Below are 23240 nucleotides of genomic sequence, written 5' to 3'. Positions count from 1 at the left end.
AAATATGACCGCCTTAGAACTAAAAAATCAACGTATTCTGGTCACTGGTGGGTCGGGGTTTCTAGGTCGTCAGGTGATCGATCAACTGTGTAAAGCAGGGGCTGATCGTGAGAAGATTACAATACCGCGATCGCAATCGTCCGATCTACGTGTCTGGGAAAATAGCCAACGTGTAGTTGACCAGCAAGATATAATCATTCACTTAGCAGCTCATGTCGGTGGCATCGGTCTAAACCGCGAAAAGCCCGCAGAGTTGTTTTACGATAACTTGATTATGGGAACCCAGCTAATTCACGCTGCCTATCAAGCGGGAGTACAAAAATTCGTATGTATTGGCACAATCTGCGCCTATCCTAAATTTACCCCAGTGCCATTCAAAGAAGATGATCTTTGGAATGGCTACCCAGAGGAAACTAACGCGCCCTACGGAATTGCTAAAAAAGCACTTTTAGTCCAATTGCAATCTTACCGTCAGCAGTACGGTTTTAATGGGATTTACCTCCTGCCAGTAAATTTATATGGTCCAGAAGATAACTTTGACCCTGGAAGTTCCCACGTCATTCCCGCATTAATTCGCAAAGTTCACGAAGCCCAAATTAAGAGAGAAAAGCAACTTCCAGTTTGGGGTGATGGCAGTCCTACGCGCGAGTTTCTGTATTCAGAAGATGCAGCGCGGGGGATTATTATGGGGACTCAATTCTATAACGAATCGGAACCAGTTAACTTGGGAACGGGTGAGGAAATCTCCATCCTTAATTTAGTAACTTTAATCTGCCAATTGATGGAGTTTAAGGGTGAAATTGTTTGGCAAACTGACAAGCCTAATGGTCAACCACGCCGTTGTTTAGATACTGAAAGGGCGAAACAAGGCTTTAATTTCACGGCTCAGGTGAGCTTTGAGCAAGGGCTAAAAAATACCATTGAATGGTACCGTCAACACGCTGCATAAGGATGTATTAATGAGTGTAGCGTAATTAAGCTGGGCGATGCCCAGCTGATTTATTTGACGCCATAAATTTTTATGGACAAAGCTAATCATCAATTAAATAAAGCAGAACTACGCCGCACTTTACTTAAAACACGTCAATCAATGTCCGTTGGAGAGTGGAGAGAAAAAAGCGATCGCTTATGCTCTAATTTACAAAACTCTACTTTGTTCACCCAAGCAAAAACAATACTCGCTTATTTCAGCTTTCGTCAAGAACCTGACCTCAGTCCCCTATTTGCAGACACCAAATACCGTTGGGGATTTCCTCGCTGCGTTGATAAATCTCTGTATTGGCATATTTGGACACCGAATGATTCTGTGCAAAGTGGCGCTTATGGCATTACTGAACCACACCCCGACGCTCCAATCTTAGATGCTGCTGAAATAGATTTGATTCTCGTCCCCAGTGTAGCTTGCGACTATCAAGGATATCGTTTGGGTTATGGCGGCGGATATTACGATCGCTTGCTCAGTTTACCGCAGTGGCAGACAAAGCCGACTATCGGAATTATCTTTGAGTTTGCCTATTTGTCCCAAATACCGATTGAATCTTGGGATAAACCACTACAAGCTGTTTCTACCGAAACCGGATTGACTCCAAAAGGCTAAAGGATTCAGGATAATAGACTTCTTACATAAATCAAAAAAAGAACCTCACCCCCGCCTTTGACTTACGTCAAATTCTCCCCTCCCGCGTGCGGGGAGGGGCTGGGGGTGGGGTGTTAGGGACTTTTGCAAGAGGTCTAATGAAGACAGTTCATCAAATGTTTTATAACTAATCGAACGTCATCTACACTGAGCAGCAAGCAATAATTGACGAGATGATTACAACTAGTACTTTGTCAAGTTGGTTTTGAGGGTTTGTAGTAAGCACTTTAGTGCTTAGAAAATAAGGACTAAAGTCCTTACTACGAACTTGCTTACCCTATTTTTCAAAACAAACAGCAAGTAGTATGAGTGTTTACATTCCTGTTGAATTACAAAATAAAATTTGCAAAATCAAATGCTGAACTGGAAAAAATCGCGATCGCAAATTCTGCTAATGTATGCGCTATTGGGAGCGATCGCACTGTTGATGCTCTTTCCTTTACTATGGCTAATTAGCACATCCTTAAAATCGCCTACGGAAAATATTTTTCAGTCGCCGCCACAGCTGTTGCCTGCGTCACCAACACTAAATAACTTCTTTATTGTGTGGAATTCTTTACCTTTTGCACAATACCTGTATAACAGTACTTTGGTGTCAGTGCTGACTGTGGGCTTAAATGTGCTATTTTGCGCTTTAGCTGCCTATCCCTTGGCAAGATTGTCATTTGTGGGGCGAGACTGGATTTTTGTAGCGATCGTCTCTACGATTATGATTCCTTTTCAAATCGTGATGATTCCCCTGTATATTTTGACAGTCCAGTTGGGTTTGACAAATAGTTATTTGGGAATGATTTTTCCGAGTTTAGCTTCTGCCTTTGGTATTTTTCTGTTGCGCCAAGCTTTCATGAGTGTCCCCAAAGAGATAGAAGAAGCCGCCCGGATGGATGGCAGTTCGGAGTTAGGTTTGTGGTGGCATATTATGTTACCAGCAGTTCGCCCAGCACTGGTAACTCTAGCTATTTTCGTATTCATTGGTGCTTGGAGTGACTTTTTGTGGCCTTTAATTGTCATCCAAGACGAAAATTTATACACTCTTCCCTTGGGAGTCGCAAAGCTAGCAGGGACATTTTCCCTTGACTGGCGGTTGGTAGCTGCTGGTTCAGTAATTGCGATCGCGCCAGTATTATTACTATTCTTATTTTTACAACGTTACATTGTACCAACAGAAACTGGTAGCGGAGTAAAGGGTTAAAAAAAAATCTTTCTCCCAATGCCTAATACTTCTCTACGAGAGGCTGCGCCAAAGACGCCGCTCAGTACAAGTCAGTACAAGTGCCCAATGCCCCAATTCAATAAGCACCGGTCTTTTTCAATACCACCCAGATAGTTTTAATAATCAGACTCAGGTCATAAGTTACAGACCACTTCTGCTGATAATCTATATCCATCTTGACAATGGTTTCAAAGTCTGTAATAATCGATCGTCCATTAGCCTGCCATTCTCCGGTAATGCCTGGTTTGACTCGCAATCTATCCCAGTGGTGTAGATCGTAATGACTGACTTCATCAAGAGTAGGTGGACGAGTACCAACTAAACTCATGTCGCCTAACAAAACATTCCAAAATTGGGGTAATTCGTCCAAGCTAGTACGCCGCAAAAACTTACCCACAGGAGTAATGCGAGGATCGTCAACAGATTTAAAGATATGACCTTTGGCTTGGTTTTCAACCAAATGCTTGAGTTTCTCAGCATCGACGATCATGGAGCGGAATTTCCACATCCGGAAAGTTTTTCCGTTCAAACCACAGCGGATTTGGGAATAAAATATTGGACTTGGCTCATGTATAAAAATAACAATTGCTACGGGAATTGCTACTATAAATGTAATAATCAAGCCCACAATAGCTCCAACAATGTCAATTAATCGTTTTCTGACGCTTAAAGTTGACGGGTGTAAAGGCTGTTCTGAGGAATTAACTGAATAAAGATAAAGATTATTCACAAAGATTAACTTATCTACAACAGGACTTTTTGCATTAGTAGTGTAGACATGGACATAATTTTTAGGCGGTTTTTACTGCTTTTGTCGCTCCTACCGAGTGTTAACATACAAAAAATTTAAACAATATAAAAACCGAAAACCCAAAGTTTACAGAATCTTTCAATTAAGCTGGTGGATTATAAATTTACAGTATTTTTTCTATCAAATAAAAAATATACTACTCTACTATGCTAAAAATCCCAAAAATTACTGTCGTGAAGTACTAGTAAAGCATGGCGTAAATCCAGCTACCATCTCAATTCACCAGACAAGTTGCTCTGAGCAACTTCTTAAAGTAAGCAAACTTCCGCCATAGTGTACTCGTGCTTATTCCCAACGTGATGTTCTAGTCTCAACGATGAACCTCTAAGTCGAAATTCACCGTATATGGTTCCTCCAGTGATTGCTGATTACTAGCCTTGATCGCATCTAAATAGCGACGCAAAGACAACAGTTGTTGGGAATTGGGACGATAAGTGAGACTCCCTTGTTTTTCAAAAAGTGGTGCTGTGGCGATCGCCTGATAGTCGGGATTTTGTTGCGAACTCTGGGTAAGCCAAGCTGAGTCTATGACTGAAGGTATTAAGCCTGAAGGCAGTTCACCCTCTAAAAAAGCTAGCAGGCGTTCCTGACAAGTGCGCGTATTGATCCCACGATCTTCAAATAACTGGATAACTTCACCGAAAGATAAAGGTCGATCTGGTAGCAGCCGCAGCAATTCTGTAAATAGGAAATAATCAGTGTATTGTTGCCTGGGTATATCTAATATCTGGGGATGTAAAGGCAGCATTGCCAAACCATAGGCAACTCGACTGCAATTAGGAGCGCCGTTTTCGCCAAGATATAAATCTTGGATAATCTTAGCGTTGGGGAGTTTTTGGCGTAGCCATCGGTTCACCGTCCCCACACAAGCCACCCCACCAGTTAGGATAGCTTGATTAATTGCTTCTGTAGGGATGCCACGAGCTACCAATAATTTGTTGAGTTCTCGGTTGATGCGGCGCACAAAGGGGATAAATACCTGGCTTTCTAAGTCTCGTCGCTGCAAAATCCACTGCTGATCGGCCAATTCCAGGGTAAAAGAGTCTTGGTGTTGCAAAATCAACTTTAGGGCTAGTGCTGCATCTAATACTGCCTGTCCCAGTAGAGAACTTTCTAGACGTTGCTGGAGGCGAATCCGAGCGATAATATCTGGTTCTCCGACTCTGGGTAGTTCTAATTCTTCCAACCCTAAACTCTGCCAACGCATTTGGTCTAAACCCGGAATTGAGGGTTGCCATTGCCAAGGATTAGTGGTAATAGTTTGGCGATTGCTTGGTGTTTCGGGGCGTGATTGCCGAGATTTAGGTGGCAATAGCAGCTGGCAGATAATATCTTGTTCAATTCCCTTGCCAGCGTATGCAAAACTGTGGAGCATGAAATCATTGTATGTCAATTGCAGTAAGGTTTCTGGGACATCGACCAGCAACATTTCTGTGGCAGCTGTTCCAATATTCATCACCAGGGTATTGCCAACAATCGGATGTTCGCTGGTTTTTGCCGGATGAGAACCTTGACTATCGCTTAATTTTACTTGCTCACCGTTACCAGCATCGAGTTCTGGGAGTAGACTAGCGATCGCTTCTTCCACAAAAAAGACTTGCTGCGGATGTTGGATCAGTTTGCTAGTGAGTAAAGCTTCGCGCACGTTGAAGCGGTATTGTTCCGACCAGCTAGATGGGCAAGTACAAATTACACCAGCAATATTACTGATAATCTGGGGAAAATTTTCTTCGCTGATCCCAACAGCAGCAACCATTAAACTAGGTGTAGTACTTGTTTGGTCAGATTTGAGGGTTAATAGTAGCTTAGAGAGCGATCGCACAACCCAAATCAAAGGGCCTGCCGAAAATTCATTTAATTGCAAAACAGGTTCCCATTTTTGCCGTTCACTCTTGTAGGGAATAGCTACTTGTAAATAGGGCTTCAACTGCGCCGAGTAGAGATTATTTGTCGTCGGTTCTACTGTTGATCTCGGTGTTGGGGAACTGGTGGCCGAGTGGTCAGGGGCTTTATCTTGGGCAACAGCCGCAGGTGCTATCTGCTCATGTGCTTCGATACTTTCATTTTCACTCTGGGGTATAGAAGCTGTAGGCAGATAAACCTCTGTTGGTAAACGAAATGATTGCTGAAAGGAACTTGTTCCCGGCGGATTTTCTGCTGACCAGTAGATAGGATGTACAACAAAAGTTGAGCGATTTAATAATGCGCCAGAAATTCCTGTTGTACCTAAATCAATCCCTAAATACCAAACTGATTCTAGAAGATTGAGCGAAACTTCTGGATTATTTAGGGAGTTGGAAATTGAAGGTAAAGACCTTTCTGGAATAGGAGTTATGACTTCCTTTTGTTCAGTTTCTACCTGGGGAACAGTAGTTGAAATATTCTCTGCTATTTGGAAATTTTCTGTTTGCGGTTCAGGGGAACTTGTAGGGATTGTATCTTGAGTCTTACCAATTATTTCCGAGAAAATATTCCAGTTACTATCTGGCTGTAACTCCGAATTTAGCTGCCGATCAAAATTAGCCAAATCTCGATCTAATTGCTGCAACTGTTCTTCATCTAAAGAAATATTAGGTACGACTGGAGACTGGTTTGACTCAACAGAAAGCAAGTTTTCTTGGGGTGAAGCAGTAATGTAGTTATCTGAAGATGGTTCTGGCTGATCATCGTTAATTAATACTTCCGATGCGGCGATACGTTCGCTAGGCGTCTCTACCAGAGGCTGCGCGTAGCTTGCTTGCTCGTAGGGGTATGCGATCGCAATTTCTGCTACTTCTGGAGTAACTGGTGCTGTAGTTGTCGCATTATCCCCAGAAGATGATACTTCCAGCAGTTGCTGCTCACTACCTGTATCAGGCAATAGGTCAGTTAGGATATTAATTGTATCAACATTAGCTGGCTGAGTGTCGAATTGCACCGGGAAACTGTCTGTTTGTGGCGTAAACAAGCTAACAAGCGAATCTTGGTCAGTATCCTCTTCAAAAAATAGTTCTGACTGTGGCTCTGATGATGAATCTCTGCTTTCTACTAAAGTCTCTTGGGTTGAAAGATCCATATCCAGTATTGAAGGTACAGGTGCGCCCTCAACGATGTTCAGGGTTGAGGGGGAGGCTGTAGAAGCAGATAAGTCAACATCAAGGCTGGAATTATTAACATCATCAGTACCAAACAAACTAGCGTAAAGTTGGTCTACTTCATCACCAATTAACGCAGAAATATCTTGCGGTAATTCCGTCGCTGTTTCAGAAGATTGAGAGGAGTGTAAACCAAGCTGCAACAGCGCTGCATCTAAATCTTCTGTGAGGGTAGTCTCCTGTTGCTCAGAATTAATTGTGAGTGAAGATGAAGTTTCTGGCTGTATAAACTCCAAGGGATGGGGCGCAACTTCAAGCAATGATGGTAGTGTCTCAGATTCTACCCCCAGAAAAGATGACTGGGAACTAGGGGATTGTTGCTGCAAATTCTGAGTCAAATTGTTCAGAAAGCTGGCCATCAGCTCTTCGCCTTGCATCCCCTTGCTATGCATTCTTGCCACAGCTTGCGACAGGGATTCATAATAAGTATTAATGTTGCGCTGTAGCGCATCAAAGACTACATTCACCGTCCCATCTAGTGATAAGAGGCGTTGATCCAACTCCCTGGCTAGCTGGGTTAACCGCTCCCCACCGTCTGGTGGTTCTAAAAAATTTTGAGTTGCAGAGGTTGCGTGATTAGTTACTCCTGAGGAACTGGCGGAATTTTCCCCCGTCTGTGCTACCAGTGGCGTTAAAGTTGGCAGAAGACGATTCATGAGTACCTGTAAAAACTCGGTAATCATCTGATCCTGGTTTGTCAACTGCTGCGCTAAGGAGTAGTTTTGCAATCGCCTTTGCTCTAACTGCCGAATTTCTTGTATGAGAGTGGCTCTTTCTTGCAATAGCCCTTCTAATTCCGATCGCAATGGCTCGATCAATCTCGAAAATTCACTTTTTAATTGTCCTGCTCCAACAGCACTCTGTTCCTGCCTGGGTTCAAGCGGCGGTAGGGGATACTGGTTATTACCATGATCAATAAGTTTTGTTAAGGAAGGGGAACGCAATTCTTCAGAAGACTGATTTGGGATGCCGCTCTCTAATGCTTCTTTTTCTTGTAACCTTACCAAGAAGTTGCGAATTCGTTCTAAAACTTCTTTAGGCTCTTGCGCCTGACCAGACAGAAATCTAGACAGGCGCTTGCCACCGTTGGCAAGTAAGTTGTCAATGTCTGCGATCAGCTTTTGAATTTCATCTGCACTGAAAGTCACTTTTATTACCTTATCTAGAAAATTATGTCAACTAATGTGACAATTACTTTACAATCACGTTCGCGCAGCCTCGACCATCGGAGAAGTTTTGAGTGGCAAAAGCCACTGCTAGAACTTGTAACTGTCATTATGTTATGGATTACTGGGAGTCATGGCAATCTTCAGTCAGCGTTTGTTTAAAAAGCTTAGTTTTGCAGCTCATTGGTTGCCTATTTTGGAAAATTGCTAAAATACCTGAGCAATAATTTACTCACTTTAGTATCATTGATGTTGTTTGCCTATATTCTTAACTAACCCCTAAGCAATACAACCGCCGGCTATAAATTACTTTTTGCAAAACTTTACCCCATTTAAACTTATACGTAAAGATGGTTTAGAAAAACGTTCTTGTCGTTTTCTTATGTAGCATAGTTTAGTTTTATCTTTGAAAGGGAGCTATGCAATGATAGCTTAGGCTAAAAATGGCGCTCTTGTTTGTTGTGTGTATATAGCAGCTTGAATAAAAATGTCGTAATGGAAGACCGATATAGCTTGCAAGCACAGGCTAATCCCTGGATGCTCAAATCGGCTCCCTTTTTTCAAGGGTTGCCAGAAGCTGCTGTGGAATCAGCCCTGATCCATCTTGTCACCCGCACTCACCCAGCCAATCAGGTGATTTTGCTGGAAAATGACTGGGGCGGTTCTGTGTATTTTATTCTGGACGGATGGGTAAAAATCCGCACCTACAATCTGGAAGGAAAAGAGGTAACGCTGAATATTCTTGGCAAAGGGGAATTGTTTGGTGAAATGGCGGCGCTAGATGAAGTACCTCGATCTACAGATGTGATTACCTTAGCCGCAACAGTAATTGGGAGTATGCCTGCTCAGGATTTTGTCAAGTTGCTTCAGATAGAAGCCTTGGCGGGAGTTCGATTAGCGCAACTAATGGCGCGACGTTTGCGGCAAGTAAATCGGCGATTGCGCTTGCGGGAATCTGATAGCCAGTCACGGGTAGCAGATACGTTGCTATTTTTAGCAGAAGGACAGGGAAAAAAAGGGCAAACAGGAACCGAAATCCCCAATTTACCTCATCGGGAATTGAGTAGTTTGAGCGGACTGGCGCGGGAAACCGTGACCCGAGTGTTGACAAGGCTTGAAAAAAAAGGCTTGATTAAACGGGATCAAGATACTGTTTGTATTCCCGATTTGTCAGCCTTGGAAAAAATGATCGTGTGAACTACTTAGACTTGCCTACGGCTTAAGTCTCAGCTTCCCAATTCATCAGGAATAGCCATCAATTACTCCATAGTTTTTTTGGTCTGACATTCCTTGCTCTTGTCAGGAGTCCTGGTTCCCAAGACCCAAATCTTTCTCTTGCGACATATACCTATAAGAAAAGGTTTTCGCTTATGGCATTGATGGTGAAAAACGCGGTCTTCTCCCCTTGGGAGACGCCAAGGGCGATGAGGGTTTCCCTCTCCTAAGGGAGACGCTACACGAACAAAGAGCGATTTTGAACCCGGAGGGTCAAGACATTAACCATAATACCCGAAAAAATTGGGGATTCGTCATCCATCCAGAATTTGTTTTTACTTATGTTTTAAATTAATTCTGGATGTAATCATCATCCCCCGTGGTCACTGAGCTTGTCGAAGTGCTCACAATTCCCATCTTAGGAGTACCTTGAAGATGGGGACTTCCGCGAAGCGTTAAGAACTTGTCAGATATGAGTATTTTAGATTCTCTGCCAGATGAGCCGGAGAAAGATCCATCCCCTAAATCTTTAACTCCCCACAATCATTGGTTAGACAAAGAACAGCAGTTAATGCCTCCTCAAGTCAAGGCAGATGCACCTTTGAGGATGGTAGAAACGGCATTTTTAGCGAGTACCGCTAGCTTGATTTGGTTTATTAATTTCTACTTTCCCTTGGGGCCAGTTTTGCGGATATTTTTTCCCGTACCGATCGCTCTAGTTTATTTGCGTTGGGGCAAACGTGCGGCATGGATGGCGGCACTCACCTGCGGGTTACTGCTGACGGTATTGATGGGACCGTCTCGCAGTTTGCTGTTTGTCATGCCCTACGGGTTTATGGGCGTGCTTTTGGGGGCGACGTGGTATCGTCGTGTTCCCTGGATTGTTTCTATCACCTTGGGTACGCTGTTGGGTACTTTGGGAGTCTTTTTTCAGCTGTGGTTGCTGTCTGTTTTGTCCGGTCAAGACCTGTGGATTTATGTGATTACCCAGGTAACTGAGTTCATCGAGTGGGTATTTTTTAGCTTGAGTTTGTTAGCGAGTCCCAGTGTGTTTTTGATTCAAGTGGGAGCGATCGCTCTAATTCTACTCAACAACTTTATCTACCTTTTTGTAGTACACCTGGCAGCATGGTTCCTTTTCGACCGCCTGGGCAATCCCATTCCCCGTCCCCCACGCTGGGTACAAGTCCTTATGGATTATGAAGGTTAGTCATTTTTAAATGATGAGTCCTAACTAATCACCCATGCCCAATACTTCTCTACGAGAGGCTGCGCCAACGGCAACGCTACTTCTCTACGAGAGGCTGCGCCAACGACTTCTCTACGAGACGCTACGCGAACGCTCAGTACAAGTCAGTACAAGTCAGTACAAGTGCCCAATTCCCAATGCCCAATGCCCAAATTCGGATTTATACCCAAAAAGAACAGGGTGAAGAATGGCTACGACGGTATCGTGGTTGTCTACCCATATTTGCTTGTGTTTTAGGATTTACTGAAACTGGTTTAATTCCAGGAATTTCAGCCGCTGGCCGCACTCCAGAGGATCGGAAATATACCGCTTGTGCCGATGCCGAGTTTTTGTATTACGGGGCAGAACATAAAGCCCAATATCCCTTACCACCATTAGCGGCTGGGGCTTCGCCTGTGCTGATTTCTCGCGCTGTTTTTGAGTCGCTAAAAATACCAGTTCATTTGTTTAATGCTGGTTTACCCCAGCCTCCTGCCGTGCCAGTAATTGATTTGGGTGGCGCTCCTGCTAAGTGTTTAAGTGGAGGTGCTGCTATGGAAATCACAACGGTACACCACTTGTTTAAACAAGGGCTACTTTGGGGAGAACGCCTTGCTGCCAATATCCAACAGGGGTATCTGATTCTGGGTGAGTGCGTCGTTGGAGGTACCACAACTGCCCTGGCAATCTTAACTGGTTTAGGCATAGATGCTGCCGGAAAAGTTAACAGTAGCCACCCTGTTTGTAACCACGCGCAAAAGTCGGACTTAGTGCAAGCTGGACTGGAGAAGATGATGGGGAGTAGGGAGCCGGGGGAGATAAACTTCCAATATCAAAGCCAAAATTCCGTTGATCCTTTACAACTCGTTGCCGGCGTGGGTGATCCGATGCAAGTCGTGGTAGCTGGAATGGCGATCGCAGCTAGTCGTAGTTGTGGTGTAATGCTGGCTGGTGGGACGCAAATGTTGGCGGTTTATGCGCTAGTGAGTGCGATCGCTCAAGCTTACACTTTATCATGGCGACCAGAAGCAGTAGTTGTCGGTACAACTCGCTGGGTAGCAGAAGACCCTACTGGCGCTACAGTTGACTTAGCCCTCAGCTTAGGAAAAGGCAGCTTAACTCAGAGTGGAGGAACCCCTCCCCTATTAGCAACTCATCTGAGCTTTGCTGATTCTCGTTATCCCCAACTGAGAGCCTATGAACAGGGCTTTGTGAAAGAAGGCATGGGTGCTGGAGCCGCTTGCATAGCCGCCCATCTTAGCCAAGATTGGCAGCAACACCAACTTTTGGCAGCCATTGAAGCCCAACTTGAAAGGCTAAGTAGAGCATCTCATTAATTTGTAGCGAACTCTCTGCATAACTCTGCGCTCCTACCCTGCGGGAAGGCCCGTAAAGTTATGCGTTTAAATTTTAACCCTCAATTGGGTACAATTTTACCAAAGCCGTACTTAGGCAAATCAACAGTTAATAAGCTAATCGTCATTCAAATTGCATCTGCGTGTCTGTATTTAACTCCCGAACTTTTGCTCTCAGGAAGCCAGAAGCTCCTAACTTAGGAACGTGAATTAAATAAAATGCAAAAGTTCATCCTGTATCTAGCTTCCCTCTCCAATATATCGGAGAGGGATTGAGGGTGAGGTAAGCCAGGGGCATTAATTGTATGTTATTTAATTCTTATTCCTTATCTGTATATCTGTGCATCAGAGCTTCTTTCTAGCAATTTGAATTATGCAACTTTGTTTACCTTCTTGTTTTTCAGGAGAATTATCTGATGAAAATAGTCAAAAAGCTTGGTATTGCTACGGCTAGTGCTGTTATAGGTATCACTGGTGTTAGTGCATCTTCTGCGGCACAAGCTGTACAGTTATTTGATTTTCAGTACTCTTTTCCCAGTTACGAAGCAAATGGTACACCGATTTCCGCTAGCGGCATCCTTACCACCACCGATTTAGATCCCATAAAAAACAATTACACAATCACAGGGTTAGGTGAAAAACCAAATCTTTCGTAGGGGTAAAGCATGCTTTACCCCTACAGCATCGTCTATTTACGATCAAAGGATAATTAATCAAAGCCTGAAACAACCTATTTTTGTTGAGGCACATCACGATGGATTTGTACAGTGCGTAAGTCCTATTAAAGTAATACCAAGTCGCCTTCATGATATATCATTAGACGACTTGGTATTAACATAAAATATCAGCAGTAGCTAAAATTAAAAACTTCCAGGATTGTCATCAAGTGCCAGCAAGAAATTAATTAGGTCTGTTTGCTGGTTGGAATTAAACCCAGCCTGTCTATCTACGTAGAAGTCATGACCCGTGCCATCAAGGTTACTACGCACTAAACTAGGGTTAGCTTTGTTCGCTTTCACAACTAAGGCACGAAGATCACGATCAACCAAAGAACGCAAGCTGCTAGCTGCATCGGCAGGTATACTTTGGCTGAGAGTGCCAGAAAGTCCTAAGCCACTCTTGTCAAGAACCGTGAAACTACCATTTGAGTCAACTTTCAGGCTTCCTGCCCGTACTGCTGCACCACCATCATGCAAATATGGTGCGCTTAGATAAAGACCACGCAAAGAAGTAGTTTTGTAACCACCTTTTGGCAATATACCTTTGGGTAGAGTTGTGGGAGTATCGGAGATACCCTGCGTTGGTAAATCCAGCACTTCAGCATTAGCAGGTATGGGAACGGGAGTGTTAAAAGTGTATAGCTTGGGTGGTACTAACAATTTATTCAGCGCCAAGCGAGACTGGGCACGAGCTGGGTTAGTATGAATTTCATCAATTGGATGAATTTTGTTGTCAGTAAAGAAGGGTGGAATATGGCAAGTTGCACAATTGGCTTTCTCAAAAACTTTTGCGCCACGTTTAACAGAATTACTGGTCAAGGCTTGCCAGTTTTCTGGAGTCTGGTTAGCAGGTGGTACTAAGCTATTTTGAAAAGCAGACATAGCATTGTCAGCAAATAAGAAAGTGCCGCTAGCAATATCACTGGGGTTTCCAGTATTTGGGCTGAAAACCAAACCGTTGTAAGTAAACAAACTAGGTCGTAGGTTTGGATAAGTTCCTGTGCCAGGAGCAGAAATTTGGTTTTCTAATTCTGCTTGTGTCGGATTCGGTACGATCTTCCGCAGCCATTCAGAGGGTTTTACTATCACTCCTTCTGGTAAACGTAGGCTCTTAACGGCAGCGTTTTGCAGTAATGTACCAATATAAACTTCTGGATCAATACCAAGAGTTTCTGAACTTAATTGAGCGGCTGCAAACAGATTAATTTCTGAAGAGTGAACAGCGTTAGTGATAGCACTCAATCCCGCAAATGGACCGACAGCAAATTGTCCATCAGCTAAATAAGGATGATCCTTAAAGGTAAAGATGCTAGGAATTTGAGTAGTGTTTCTAATACCATCTGGAGAACTCTCAAAATTACCGAAAGGTACATCTAACACTGCATCATCAAAAGCTTTTTCAAACTTTTCAGGATCGGGTAATTCTACTTTATTACCTTTACTGTCAATAATCGTCTTGCCATTACCTTTGTATTGTGGGTCTAGAGGGTTAAAGTTTAGCCGTGCAAACCCTGCGGCTGTATTGGGTGATAAAGCAATCAGCAGTGGTGTGGCAATTTCGCTATTAGGTACTCCTAAAAGACGTTCACCCTTATTTGAAAGAGATATATGGCACACAGCACAGCTAATATCAATCTTAGGTGTGATTCCTAGTCCAATAGGAAAAGTCCCTCCCTTTTCTATTTTTAAGCCTGTATTGAGAACAGTTCCTTTGGGAAAAGTTCGACTACCTAATGCTATATCCTTCTCAAGAATAATTTGTAAGTTCGTTGTCGGCTGACCTTGCAATTTAACTATTGCTGTCTGGAATTCTGGTAAAATCGTAGCAATGCCAAGTCCAAAACCCAATACTCCTTGCAAACCAAATGTGTCGCCAATCTTGTGGTTGAAGAATATATCTTCACCTTGCGCTATTAATTCCTGAGTAATTTTAACTGCCCCTACACGCTGATAAGAAATGGGATTATTAGGATCGAGTCCCTTATTTACAACTAATTGTGATGCTTCTTGAGGACTCAGCAGTTTGCCGAAATAGTCGTAATAGCCTAGCGGTTGAGTCGGAGCAGGTTGCAAAAAGTCAATTTTTGCGAAAGCTGTTTGACTTGTCATCAACCAATTTGATAACAAGATGCCAAAAACACTAATGATAAAAACGCAGATTAATAAGAAAATCTTGGTTTTTGAACGATACAATACCCTAAAGACATCAGTCTTAGGGTTGTTGTTTTTTTGTTTCATAGTGAGGTAGTGACTAAAAGCCTATAGGTAGATATATCACACTCTTACGTAAATATATGTAATAGCGTGTTTAAGTTTTTTATCAATTTGATGGCTGGATTAGCGCTCTTTTATATCTCTGAAGAGAGAAAAATAAGATAAGATGCTGACCTGGAATTTTTTTCAAAGCCTTGCTTGATCAGCAAAGCTAAAAAAACCTTGTTTGGAACCAAGCACGAATAAACAAGGTTTTAAATATTCCCTAATGAAAGTAATAAAAGAATGTTAGTTGCTTATATTTATCTTATATATACAGCACTTTGCAGGTAAATTAAGTACACATCTTAATATGATAAATCTTGTGGGGTGGGCATCCTGCCCGCCCTTGTGTACCTCATTCAGATGAAATGTGCTGTATGTCCATAAAGTCATCACTCGACATTGAACCTAAAGGCTTGCCTTCCCTATCTCCAGCTATTTTTTAATTCGTTAAACTCAGGTTAAATTTAATGAATTCTCTCTCTGAGTAATTGTTCTTCTAACGCAGAAATGCGATTGTATGCTGCTGTTAATTGCGCTGTCAGTCGTTGTATTTAAATTTCTGGTGTTATGTTATCTCCACCTTGAAATTCATGTCTAGATAAATGCGATCTGTCAATACATCCTTGTGTTTCATCCTTTGAACTGGTAGCCCCCAGCCGCGCAATTCTCCTGATAATTATCCTTTGCTTGGATATTTTTTTGAAATAGTCAGCTTCTGGTGAATCTCTGCTTAATATTAGGTATAATCAAAAATCTCAAATTTAAAATCAATGGATCGACGGTCTTTTTTGCTAGGCACAAGCACACTGGCACTTTCACAACTGCTTTTTGGCTGTGGTGGAAAGAACCAGAGGCAACTAAAAGTACAGTTATTAAAAGGTTCTATACCTGGTCAGGTGGTGAATCAGTTCCACAAAGGTTTGCAGCAACAGGTGCAGTTAAAGTTTACTCCAGTTGGGCATATACAGGATTTATATCAGCAATTACAAAATTGGCAGCAGAAACCAAAAGTCACCGATGAGCAGGGATGGAGGCACTTTATACCCTTTATACGTCGCTTTATACCCTTTATACAAGATCAAAAAACAGCTGAGGCAGACCTAGTGACATTGGGCGATTACTGGCTAAAAGCAGCTATTGAGCAGAAATTGATTCAACCACTCCAAGAGGTAGAGGGAAACCAATTAAAGCAGTGGTCTGTTTTAGATGAAAGCTGGAAGAAATTAGTAACGCGGAACGACCAAGGTAACTTGGACACTCAAGGGAAGGTGTGGGGTGCGCCTTACCGTTGGGGTAGCACGGTGATTGTTTATAACCGTGATAAGTTGCGAAAATTGGGATGGACGCCCAAAGATTGGAGTGATTTATGGCGAGATGAAATGCAGCAGCACATTTCCCTACTTAATCAACCACGAGAAGTTATTGGTCTGGTCTTAAAGAAGCTAGGAAAATCTTACAATACAGAGAATCTTGACCAAGTACCAGACTTGGAAAAGGAATTACAGACATTAAATCAACAGGTGAAGTTCTACAGTTCCAATAACTACTTGGAACCTCTAATTATGGGAGACACTTGGCTAGCCGTTGGTTGGTCAAGTGATGTGCTGCCAGTTCTGGGACGTTATCCGCAACTTGCAGCAGTTATCCCCCAGTCAGGAACAGCAATCTGGGCAGACTTGTGGGTACGTCCGGCAGGTATTACTACGAATACTTTATCAGCTCAATGGATTGATTTTTGTTGGCAACCAAGCACAGCTAAACAAATTTCGCTGCTGACCAAAAGTAATTCGCCAATTTCTACAAATCTTGTCGCTTCCGATATCCAAGAACCATTATGGAGCCTGTTGGAGAGCGATGTCTACGACGGGCTACGCCTACGCAAAATTTTCAATAAAAGTGAATTTTTGCTTCCCTTACCCCCATCAGTAATAAAACAATACGAGTCTTTATTCGCCAAAATTAAGGTTTAATTGGGTATTTAGCAAAACAGTTCCGAGTTTGCAGTCCTCGAGTAAAGAAGTGAGACTCCCCACTCCCAAATCAACTGGGTGAAATTTCCAGAGGTAGTTTTAATACATTGGCAACCATAGAAATCAATTTAGTGGGGTCAATTGGCTTAGATAAATGCTGCTGAAACCCTGCTCTTAGCGCTTCTAGGCGGTCTTCCTCTCGCGTGTATGCTGTTAAAGCGATCGCTGGGATACGTCCGCCTTTTTCTGGTTCCAAAGAGCGCAGTTTCCGAATCAGCGTATAACCATCTTGCTCTGACATACCGATGTCGCTAATTAGGATATCTAGTTTTGCTTGTTCAACTACTGCTAGCGCTTCATCAACTGATGCTACCGTAGTGGCGATCGCTCCATACTCCTCAAGCATAAAACTGAGAAAGTTACGGGTATCTGTTTCATTATCTACAACTAAAACTCTTAATCCAGCAAGGGGCGTCGATGGCACGGGGGAAGAAATTTCTCCTGTTTCTCCATTCCACCTGCTACCCCGATTGTCTTGTAGCAGTGGCAGTCTGACAGTAAAGGTTGATCCTTGTCCAGTGCCTAAACTTTGGGCAAAAATTGTACCTTTGTGTAGTTCCACTAGATGGCGAACGATCGCTAACCCTAGTCCTAATCCATTGTGCGATCGCGTTGTGGTGCTGTCTGCTTGCCGGAAACGCTCAAATACTTTAGGTAAAAACTCGGAACTGATGCCAATGCCCGTATCAATAACTTGAATTTGGGCGTATCTGTGAGTTGTTTGTTGTCCTTCACCACAGACTACTGACAGATTCACTTCTACCTTGCCACCCTTGGGGGTAAACTTAATCGCATTAGTCAGTAGGTTCCAGACAACTTGCTGTAAACGGGCTGGATCGCCATAAACTGACCCTACCGAAGTATCCAGGACAGTATTTAACTTAATATCTTTTACTTCTGCTAGGGGACGCACTGCTTCTAAGGCTGCCTCCATCACCAAGATCAGATTCACAGCAGCTACATTTAACCGCAGCTGACCCCGGATAATCCGGGATACATCTAAGATATCCTCAATTAGTTGCATCTGAGATATAGCATTGCGTTCGATCGCTTCCAAGGCGCGGGAAGTGGCTTTATCATCAAGTTTCTTAGAGCGGAGAATTTTTGACCAGCCCAGCATTGAGGTTAGGGGTGTGCGCAGTTCGTGGGAGAGAACGGCGAGAAACTCATCTTTCATCCGATTTGCTGCTTCTGCTTCGGCCCTTGCCGTCTGTTCTCGAATGACTTGAGCGCGGACTTCTTCTGCTTGTTTGCGTTCAGTAATATCTTCGAGGGTGCCGACATATCCCAGCAATTCTCCTTGACCGGAAAGCATTGGTGATGAGCGAACCTGAACCCAACGGATGCTACCGTAAGCAGTTTGAAAGCGAAACTCTTCAGAGTAGTCACGACTTTGACGAATGTAGTTAGACCAACTGCTAACTGCTCGTTCTCGATCTTCTGGATGAACAGATTCTAGCCATCTTTTTTCTAAACTCTCTGCCGCTTGCAAGCCACAAATTGCCTGATAGCGGGGATTAGTATATCTAGATCTTCCTTCAGTATCAATTTCAAAAATGCCAACGGGTGAACAAGTACTCAGCGATCGCAATCGTTCTTCACTTTGCCTGAGTGACCCATTCACAGCTACCAGTTGCGCGGCTTGTTGCTTGACGGCTTCTGTTTTCTTAAATAGTTCTACGAATACTATGACTTTAGAAGTCAAAATATTCGGGTCTAATGGTTTGAGCAAATAATCAACTGCACCCAAGGCATAGCCTTTAAACAGCATTTGGTCGCTGGTGCTAAAGGCGGTAAGAAAGATAATTGGAGTGTGACGCGATCGCCCCCGATTGCGAATCAACGTAGCAGTTTCAAAGCCATCCATCCCTGGCATTTGCACATCCAGCAAAATCACTGCAAAGTCTTGATTTAGCAGACACCTCAAAGCCTCTTCCCCAGAAGTAGCTCTCACCAGATTCTCCCCTAGTTTTTCTAGGATTGCTTCTAGTGCCAGTAAATTTTCTACTTTATCATCTACTAAGAGGATGTTTACTTTCGGTTCCATCTGCATGGGTTTATTTCCGTGATGAGTGACAAAGCTTGACCATCTGAGAAGCAATGTTTGAGAGTGTCAAAATCCAGTCTACTGCAACAGCAGAAATTGCTGCCTGTGGCATAACATCGCACTCAGATGTTGCAGGTTCTTGGACAATAGTCAATCCTCCCCGTGCTTTTATTTTCTTCAGACCTTGCATACCATCTTGATTTGCCCCTGTCAATATTACACCAATAACTTGCTCAGTGTAGACATCGGCTGCTGACTCAAACAGCACATCGATAGATGGTCTGGCATAGGAAACAGGCTGATCAGTCGAAAGAGCAAAGTGATCTAGTTCAACCAGCAAGTGATAATCTGCTGGAGCTAGGTAGATATGTCCTGATAGTATTTCGTCTTTGTCTTCCACTTCTCGAATCGGCAACAAACTGGATTCTTGTAATAACTCCTGGAGTATGTTATCAGAATCCTTGTGACGGTGTTGTACGATTGCGATCGGCACTAGGAAATCTGCTGGTAAGTTCCCCAGGATAATTTTTAATGCTGATAATCCGCCCAAAGAAGTACCAATCACCACAATTTTAAACGACACTTCTTTAGTCCTCCCACCTGTAGAATGTGGGTTTCAATCTTAGAGGGTATTTTAAAAGTATTGGGTGAATATAATTTGCTACTACACAAAACTTAGTTAACCTCCGTGGACTAAGAGAAAATCAAGAGTTTTTAACCAATGCAGGCGGTCACTGAGCTTGCGTTGCCCTGAGCTTGCCGTACTCCGCAGGAGTTGCAAGCTACGCGCAGCGCAATGCCCTGAGCTTGCCGTACCACTTCGTGGAAGCAAGCTACGCGCAGCGTCTCGTAGAGAAGGGTCTCGTAGAGAAGGGTCGAAGGGTCGAAGTGTGGGTTTTGTATTTCGACTGCGCTCAACACAAGTCTGTATAGCCGCGATTTCTAATCGCCCAATCTGGAGACTTTTCAAACATCCTTTTTGTGTGACTTAATGGCTGATAAAATCCTTTCAGCATTCTCCAGTTTCACCACAACTACTAACTTACCTTGATTCGCTTTTATACCAAATACTCAAAATTATATATTTTTGTCATTTAGCTCACAATTCAATATTTTATCATTGTAACGTACTTGGCATTAAAATATTATATTTAGGATTTTTAAAATATTCATTAATGCCAGAATGGATACATTGTAGAAATAGTTTTTTGTTAGATAACTAACCTTTAAAAATTTAACTTTTATTTTTTTGACAATTCATAAAAATTTACTTAAGCTAAAAGGTAGGTTAGGCAAATCAACCAACAACAGCGATTTGATTAGCTCCATCAAGAATTGCTGTTGCAGACTATTGAGATGAGAAAATTAATCGCAACCGAAGTTATTCCATCTAGGCAAGCTTACTATATTCGTCTACAAAAAGCTAAGACATAATTAAGCATATTGCACGGCGTAGATATTGAACAGATTCTGGTCAATTATGGATGGATACTTATGGTGAGGTTAATGAGTATCCATGAATCATTAAAGTTTCACTAGCGATTTTAGATTTGGGAATTTGAATTTTGGATTAGGGTCTTCTGGTTTATATCTCGTCATGGACGGAATAAATCTAAAATCCAAAATTGATTGACCAAAGTGCGGTAGATATGTCCAGGAGAATACAATGCTTGAGTATTTTACATCTTTGAACGACCACAATTTACCCTATCCAGATACGATTCATCCCATCCTTGTCCACTTCGTAATTGCAATGGTGTTGTTTGCCTTTGCCTGCGATGTAATTGGTTATTTTACTGGTAACACTCGTCTTTTTGAGGTGAGTTGGTGGAATATGTTAGTTGCCACGATCGCTATCTTCGTCGCAATCATTTTTGGTCAGTTTGAAGCGGGTTTAGCACAGCCTTACACCCTAGCTAAATCGGCGCTGAATTTACATACGCTGATTGGTTGGTCGCTTTCGGGAATTATCACCGCAATTACAGCTTGGCGTTATGTAATTCGTACCCGCAACCCGCAAAAATTACCAATTTATTATTTGGGAGCCGGACTAGTTTTAATCGTGATAGTTGGCTTGCAAGTATATCTCGGAGATCAACTTGTTTGGGTATATGGATTGCATACAGTGCCAGTTGTAGAAGCACTAAAGGATGGTGTGTTGCGATGAACTCAGAATTAATTGACCAATTGACCGGCTCTCTAGGCACAAACGGATTACCTTACACAATTCCCATTCATCCCAACTTAGTCCATTTGACACTAGGTTTATTCATCATTGGGATTACCTTCGATATCGTTGGTGTTCTGTTCCCCTTTGAAAAATGGGTCTTCAAATTTTTGGCAATTACTGTGGAACGTGACAAATTATTTGATGTTGGCTGGTACAACATGCTAGCTGCCAGCATCATTACATTTTTCACCGTGGCAGCAGGCTTTTATGAAATGCTGTTGGCAACACCACCAGCCGATATGAAGAGTGCCTGGGGATTACAGGCAATGCAAACCATGATTTGGCATGGTGTAGGTGGTGTGTTTTTATTAGCGCTGATTGTTGGCATGACCATCTGGAGAGGATGGCAGCGCTTCGTTTGGGGCAAACAAGAATATAAACAGTCAGATAGAGAAGTGCAGTGGATCTATCTGTTCGCAGGCATAGCAATCATGTTGATTATGTTCGTCCACGGCACACTAGGAGCGCAACTAGCCACCGAATTTGGCGTACACAATACAGCAGATAATTTGCTGCGATTAGGCCAAGACCTCAATTAGTCATTAGTCATTTGCCCCATGCCCAATGCCCCATACTTCTCTACGAGAGGCTGCGCCAACGACGTTGCTACTTCTCTACGAGAGGCTGCGCCAACGACTTCGCTCAGTACAAGTCAGTACAAGTCAGTACAAGTGCCCCATGCCCAATAACCAATGACCATGAAAATCCAGAAGATTTTAAATATTTTGACGCCGATTACAGGCGCGATCACAGTGACTATTACCAGTCTCTGGATCGGTAAACAGGTTTACTCCTGGCTTCCTCCTCAAGCAGCGGCCGAATCCCAACTAATTGATGATTTGATTAGCTTCTTAGTAACCCTCGGTGCCTTCATCTTTTTGGGAGTAACAAGTACTTTAATGTATTCTGTGATCTTCCATCGAGCAGTCAAAGATGACTTCACCGACGGCCCCCCAATTCATGGCAATGTCACCTTAGAAGTTGTCTGGACAGCAATCCCAATTCTTTTGGTGTTTTGGATTGCGGGCTACAGCTACCAAGTTTACGAACAAATGGGGATTCAAGGCCCAGCCGAATTAGTTCACCTGCATAATCCGCTAGCAATGGAATCAGTACCAGCTAACGCTTTAGCAGAACCCGTTGAGAAAATCGACGTATTAGCTAAACAGTGGGCGTGGGTTTTTCATTACCCAGAAAGAGATGTCACTAGTACCGAATTGCATTTACCGAGCGATCGCCGGATACGTTTAGCGCTGCGATCGCAAGACGTTCTCCACGGCTTCTATATACCTGCATTTCGCCTCAAGCAGGATATTATTCCCAACCAGAGCATCGACTTTGAATTTACTCCGATCCGCCTTGGACAATACCGATTGACCGATTCCCAATATAGCGGCACATACTTTGCGACGATGCAAGCGAATGTAGTCGTCGAATCTCCTAAAGATTATCAGCAGTGGCTAGCCCAAGCTGCAACTCAAAAGCCATCTCCAGCAAAGAATCAGGCAGCTTCTGAGTATGCCCAAACATCCAATCAATCAATCAAAACAGGTTGGGTTACAGTTCCACCTGCCGCACCTCCTCTAGTCAATTCTCCAGGGTGAACTACTCAGACCTGCCTACGGCTGAAGTCGTAGCTCTCCCAATTCATCGGGAACAGCCATCAATTACTCCGCAGTTTTGTTGGTCTTACATTCCCTCCAAGGGCAGGAGTCCTGGTTCCCAAGACCCAAATCTTTTACCCTGAGCGGAGCCGTTGGCCAAGCCTCTCGTTGGCGCAGCCTCTCGAAGAGAAGAGAAGGGTTTTCTTGCAACATGTACCTAATTAGCTTGGTTTTCGCTTATGGCATTGATGGTGAAAAACGCGGTCTTGAGGGTTTCCCTCAAAGAGCGATTTTGAACCCGGAGGGTCAAGACATTGAGTATCTTACCAGAAAAACAAGTAGGATTCGTCATCCATCCAGAATTTGTTTTTACCAAGTAAAAAATCAATTCCAGATGCAATCCTCAACCCCCGCTATTCATCCCCATCGTATAAGTACATTGAGGGTGGGGACTTCCGCGACACGTTAAAAGGAAAGTAACCGATGACTAATATTCCAATTGAAGGCATCATTCTCCCGAATCAGAAGCCTAACCACGAATCTCCAAGTAACTGGAAAGAATACTTTAGCTTTAGTACAGACCATAAAGTTAT

General features: G+C 43.1%; 20 protein-coding genes and 1 pseudogene. 14 read left to right on the top strand and 7 right to left on the bottom strand.

Annotation, left to right across the window (positions count from 1 at the left end; genetic code table 11):
* Positions 1-4: 4 nt before the first annotated feature.
* The 3 genes from ACYTXL_RS04605 to ACYTXL_RS04595 all read left to right on the top strand — a co-directional run bounded on the left by ACYTXL_RS04605 (position 5) and on the right by ACYTXL_RS04595 (position 2828).
* Positions 5-949 (top strand): GDP-L-fucose synthase family protein, encoded by a 945-nt coding sequence (locus tag ACYTXL_RS04605; protein WP_461923686.1) that lies wholly within the window; start codon positions 5-7, stop codon positions 947-949.
* A 72-nt stretch (positions 950-1021) separates the two neighbouring features.
* Positions 1022-1597, top strand: coding sequence for a 5-formyltetrahydrofolate cyclo-ligase (locus ACYTXL_RS04600; RefSeq protein WP_461923685.1), 576 nt, complete (start codon positions 1022-1024; stop codon positions 1595-1597).
* A 394-nt stretch (positions 1598-1991) separates the two neighbouring features.
* On the top strand, positions 1992-2828 hold the full coding sequence (locus ACYTXL_RS04595) for a carbohydrate ABC transporter permease (protein WP_461923684.1): 837 nt from the start codon (positions 1992-1994) through the stop codon (positions 2826-2828).
* 97 nt (positions 2829-2925) lie between these two features.
* Here the strand turns inward: ACYTXL_RS04595 and ACYTXL_RS04590 are convergent, their stop codons facing one another.
* Complete coding sequence (locus ACYTXL_RS04590; RefSeq protein WP_461923683.1) at positions 2926-3579, bottom strand: sugar transferase; 654 nt, start codon at positions 3577-3579, stop codon at positions 2926-2928.
* Between the two features lie 391 nt (positions 3580-3970).
* On the bottom strand, positions 3971-7942 hold the full coding sequence (locus ACYTXL_RS04585) for a hypothetical protein (RefSeq protein ID WP_461923682.1): 3972 nt from the start codon (positions 7940-7942) through the stop codon (positions 3971-3973).
* A gap of 24 nt (positions 7943-7966) precedes the next feature.
* On the opposite strand from ACYTXL_RS04585, the gene ACYTXL_RS04580 reads away from it, so the two are divergent.
* The 6 genes from ACYTXL_RS04580 to ACYTXL_RS04555 all read left to right on the top strand — a co-directional run bounded on the left by ACYTXL_RS04580 (position 7967) and on the right by ACYTXL_RS04555 (position 12414).
* On the top strand, positions 7967-8122 hold the full coding sequence (locus tag ACYTXL_RS04580) for a hypothetical protein (protein ID WP_461923681.1): 156 nt from the start codon (positions 7967-7969) through the stop codon (positions 8120-8122).
* 333 nt (positions 8123-8455) lie between these two features.
* Complete coding sequence (locus tag ACYTXL_RS04575; RefSeq protein WP_461923708.1) at positions 8456-9157, top strand: Crp/Fnr family transcriptional regulator; 702 nt, start codon at positions 8456-8458, stop codon at positions 9155-9157.
* Positions 9158-9647: 490 nt separating this feature from the next.
* Positions 9648-10385 (top strand): DUF2232 domain-containing protein, encoded by a 738-nt coding sequence (locus ACYTXL_RS04570; RefSeq protein ID WP_461923680.1) that lies wholly within the window; start codon positions 9648-9650, stop codon positions 10383-10385.
* Positions 10386-10419: 34 nt separating this feature from the next.
* On the top strand, positions 10420-10608 hold the full coding sequence (locus ACYTXL_RS04565) for a hypothetical protein (RefSeq protein ID WP_461923679.1): 189 nt from the start codon (positions 10420-10422) through the stop codon (positions 10606-10608).
* The gene (gene cobT / locus ACYTXL_RS04560; protein WP_461923678.1) at positions 10562-11740 is read left to right on the top strand and encodes a nicotinate mononucleotide-dependent phosphoribosyltransferase CobT; all 1179 of its coding nucleotides are present in this window, start codon (positions 10562-10564) and stop codon (positions 11738-11740) included. Before ACYTXL_RS04565 ends, cobT begins: the two co-directional genes overlap by 47 nt.
* Before the next feature lie 434 nt (positions 11741-12174).
* Entirely contained in the window at positions 12175-12414 is a 240-nt protein-coding gene (locus tag ACYTXL_RS04555; protein WP_461923677.1) for a hypothetical protein, read from the top strand.
* A gap of 204 nt (positions 12415-12618) precedes the next feature.
* Here the strand turns inward: ACYTXL_RS04555 and ACYTXL_RS04550 are convergent, their stop codons facing one another.
* Both ACYTXL_RS04550 and ACYTXL_RS04545 read right to left on the bottom strand, forming a co-directional pair.
* Positions 12619-14586, bottom strand: coding sequence for a hypothetical protein (locus tag ACYTXL_RS04550; protein ID WP_461923676.1), 1968 nt, complete (start codon positions 14584-14586; stop codon positions 12619-12621).
* Positions 14587-15200: 614 nt separating this feature from the next.
* Positions 15201-15426 (bottom strand): annotated as a pseudogene (locus ACYTXL_RS04545) (hypothetical protein); the annotation flags it as partial.
* An 80-nt stretch (positions 15427-15506) separates the two neighbouring features.
* Between ACYTXL_RS04545 and ACYTXL_RS04540 the strand changes: the two are divergent.
* Complete coding sequence (locus ACYTXL_RS04540) at positions 15507-16706, top strand: extracellular solute-binding protein (protein WP_461923675.1); 1200 nt, start codon at positions 15507-15509, stop codon at positions 16704-16706.
* Between the two features lie 70 nt (positions 16707-16776).
* On the opposite strand, the gene ACYTXL_RS04535 is transcribed toward ACYTXL_RS04540, so the two are convergent.
* From ACYTXL_RS04535 to ACYTXL_RS04525, 3 genes are all read right to left on the bottom strand, one after another.
* On the bottom strand, positions 16777-18819 hold the full coding sequence (locus ACYTXL_RS04535) for a hybrid sensor histidine kinase/response regulator (protein ID WP_461923674.1): 2043 nt from the start codon (positions 18817-18819) through the stop codon (positions 16777-16779).
* A 4-nt stretch (positions 18820-18823) separates the two neighbouring features.
* Positions 18824-19396, bottom strand: coding sequence for a chemotaxis protein CheB (locus tag ACYTXL_RS04530; RefSeq protein ID WP_461923673.1), 573 nt, complete (start codon positions 19394-19396; stop codon positions 18824-18826).
* A gap of 96 nt (positions 19397-19492) precedes the next feature.
* A complete protein-coding gene (locus ACYTXL_RS04525; protein WP_461923672.1) occupies positions 19493-19783 on the bottom strand; it encodes a hypothetical protein in 291 nt (96 codons plus the stop codon).
* A 696-nt stretch (positions 19784-20479) separates the two neighbouring features.
* On the opposite strand from ACYTXL_RS04525, the gene ACYTXL_RS04520 reads away from it, so the two are divergent.
* Genes ACYTXL_RS04520 through ACYTXL_RS04505 form a run of 4 tightly spaced genes read left to right on the top strand, consistent with a single transcriptional unit; the run spans position 20480 to position 22647 of the window.
* Positions 20480-20980, top strand: a complete 501-nt coding sequence (locus ACYTXL_RS04520) for a DUF2231 domain-containing protein (RefSeq protein WP_461923671.1) — start codon at positions 20480-20482, stop codon at positions 20978-20980.
* Complete coding sequence (locus ACYTXL_RS04515; protein ID WP_461923670.1) at positions 20977-21582, top strand: DUF2231 domain-containing protein; 606 nt, start codon at positions 20977-20979, stop codon at positions 21580-21582. Before ACYTXL_RS04520 ends, ACYTXL_RS04515 begins: the two co-directional genes overlap by 4 nt.
* Before the next feature lie 25 nt (positions 21583-21607).
* Positions 21608-21739, top strand: coding sequence for a hypothetical protein (locus ACYTXL_RS04510; protein ID WP_461923669.1), 132 nt, complete (start codon positions 21608-21610; stop codon positions 21737-21739).
* Positions 21740-21741: 2 nt separating this feature from the next.
* Positions 21742-22647 (top strand): cytochrome c oxidase subunit II, encoded by a 906-nt coding sequence (locus ACYTXL_RS04505; RefSeq protein WP_461923707.1) that lies wholly within the window; start codon positions 21742-21744, stop codon positions 22645-22647.
* Positions 22648-23240 lie beyond the last annotated feature (593 nt).

It is taken from the genome of Nostoc sp. (assembly GCF_054880495.1).
Note: the sequence above shows the minus strand (reverse complement) of the source record. Positions and strands in the feature narration are given on the sequence as shown.

What these genes read in the sequence shown, in the direction of transcription:
- ACYTXL_RS04550 (WP_461923676.1), bottom strand. Translation starts at nt 14,586, where the DNA reads ATGACAAGTCAAACAGCTTTCGCAAAAATTGACTTTTTGCAACCTGCT.
- ACYTXL_RS04595 (WP_461923684.1), top strand. Translation starts at nt 1,992, where the DNA reads ATGCTGAACTGGAAAAAATCGCGATCGCAAATTCTGCTAATGTATGCG.
- ACYTXL_RS04580 (WP_461923681.1), top strand. Translation starts at nt 7,967, where the DNA reads ATGTCAACTAATGTGACAATTACTTTACAATCACGTTCGCGCAGCCTC.
- ACYTXL_RS04605 (WP_461923686.1), top strand. Translation starts at nt 5, where the DNA reads ATGACCGCCTTAGAACTAAAAAATCAACGTATTCTGGTCACTGGTGGG.
- ACYTXL_RS04540 (WP_461923675.1), top strand. Translation starts at nt 15,507, where the DNA reads ATGGATCGACGGTCTTTTTTGCTAGGCACAAGCACACTGGCACTTTCA.
- ACYTXL_RS04520 (WP_461923671.1), top strand. Translation starts at nt 20,480, where the DNA reads ATGCTTGAGTATTTTACATCTTTGAACGACCACAATTTACCCTATCCA.
- ACYTXL_RS04555 (WP_461923677.1), top strand. Translation starts at nt 12,175, where the DNA reads ATGAAAATAGTCAAAAAGCTTGGTATTGCTACGGCTAGTGCTGTTATA.
- ACYTXL_RS04600 (WP_461923685.1), top strand. Translation starts at nt 1,022, where the DNA reads ATGGACAAAGCTAATCATCAATTAAATAAAGCAGAACTACGCCGCACT.
- ACYTXL_RS04575 (WP_461923708.1), top strand. Translation starts at nt 8,456, where the DNA reads ATGGAAGACCGATATAGCTTGCAAGCACAGGCTAATCCCTGGATGCTC.
- ACYTXL_RS04510 (WP_461923669.1), top strand. Translation starts at nt 21,608, where the DNA reads ATGCCCCATACTTCTCTACGAGAGGCTGCGCCAACGACGTTGCTACTT.
- cobT (WP_461923678.1), top strand. Translation starts at nt 10,562, where the DNA reads ATGCCCAATGCCCAAATTCGGATTTATACCCAAAAAGAACAGGGTGAA.
- ACYTXL_RS04515 (WP_461923670.1), top strand. Translation starts at nt 20,977, where the DNA reads ATGAACTCAGAATTAATTGACCAATTGACCGGCTCTCTAGGCACAAAC.
- ACYTXL_RS04570 (WP_461923680.1), top strand. Translation starts at nt 9,648, where the DNA reads ATGAGTATTTTAGATTCTCTGCCAGATGAGCCGGAGAAAGATCCATCC.
- ACYTXL_RS04565 (WP_461923679.1), top strand. Translation starts at nt 10,420, where the DNA reads ATGCCCAATACTTCTCTACGAGAGGCTGCGCCAACGGCAACGCTACTT.
- ACYTXL_RS04535 (WP_461923674.1), bottom strand. Translation starts at nt 18,819, where the DNA reads ATGCAGATGGAACCGAAAGTAAACATCCTCTTAGTAGATGATAAAGTA.
- ACYTXL_RS04505 (WP_461923707.1), top strand. Translation starts at nt 21,742, where the DNA reads ATGAAAATCCAGAAGATTTTAAATATTTTGACGCCGATTACAGGCGCG.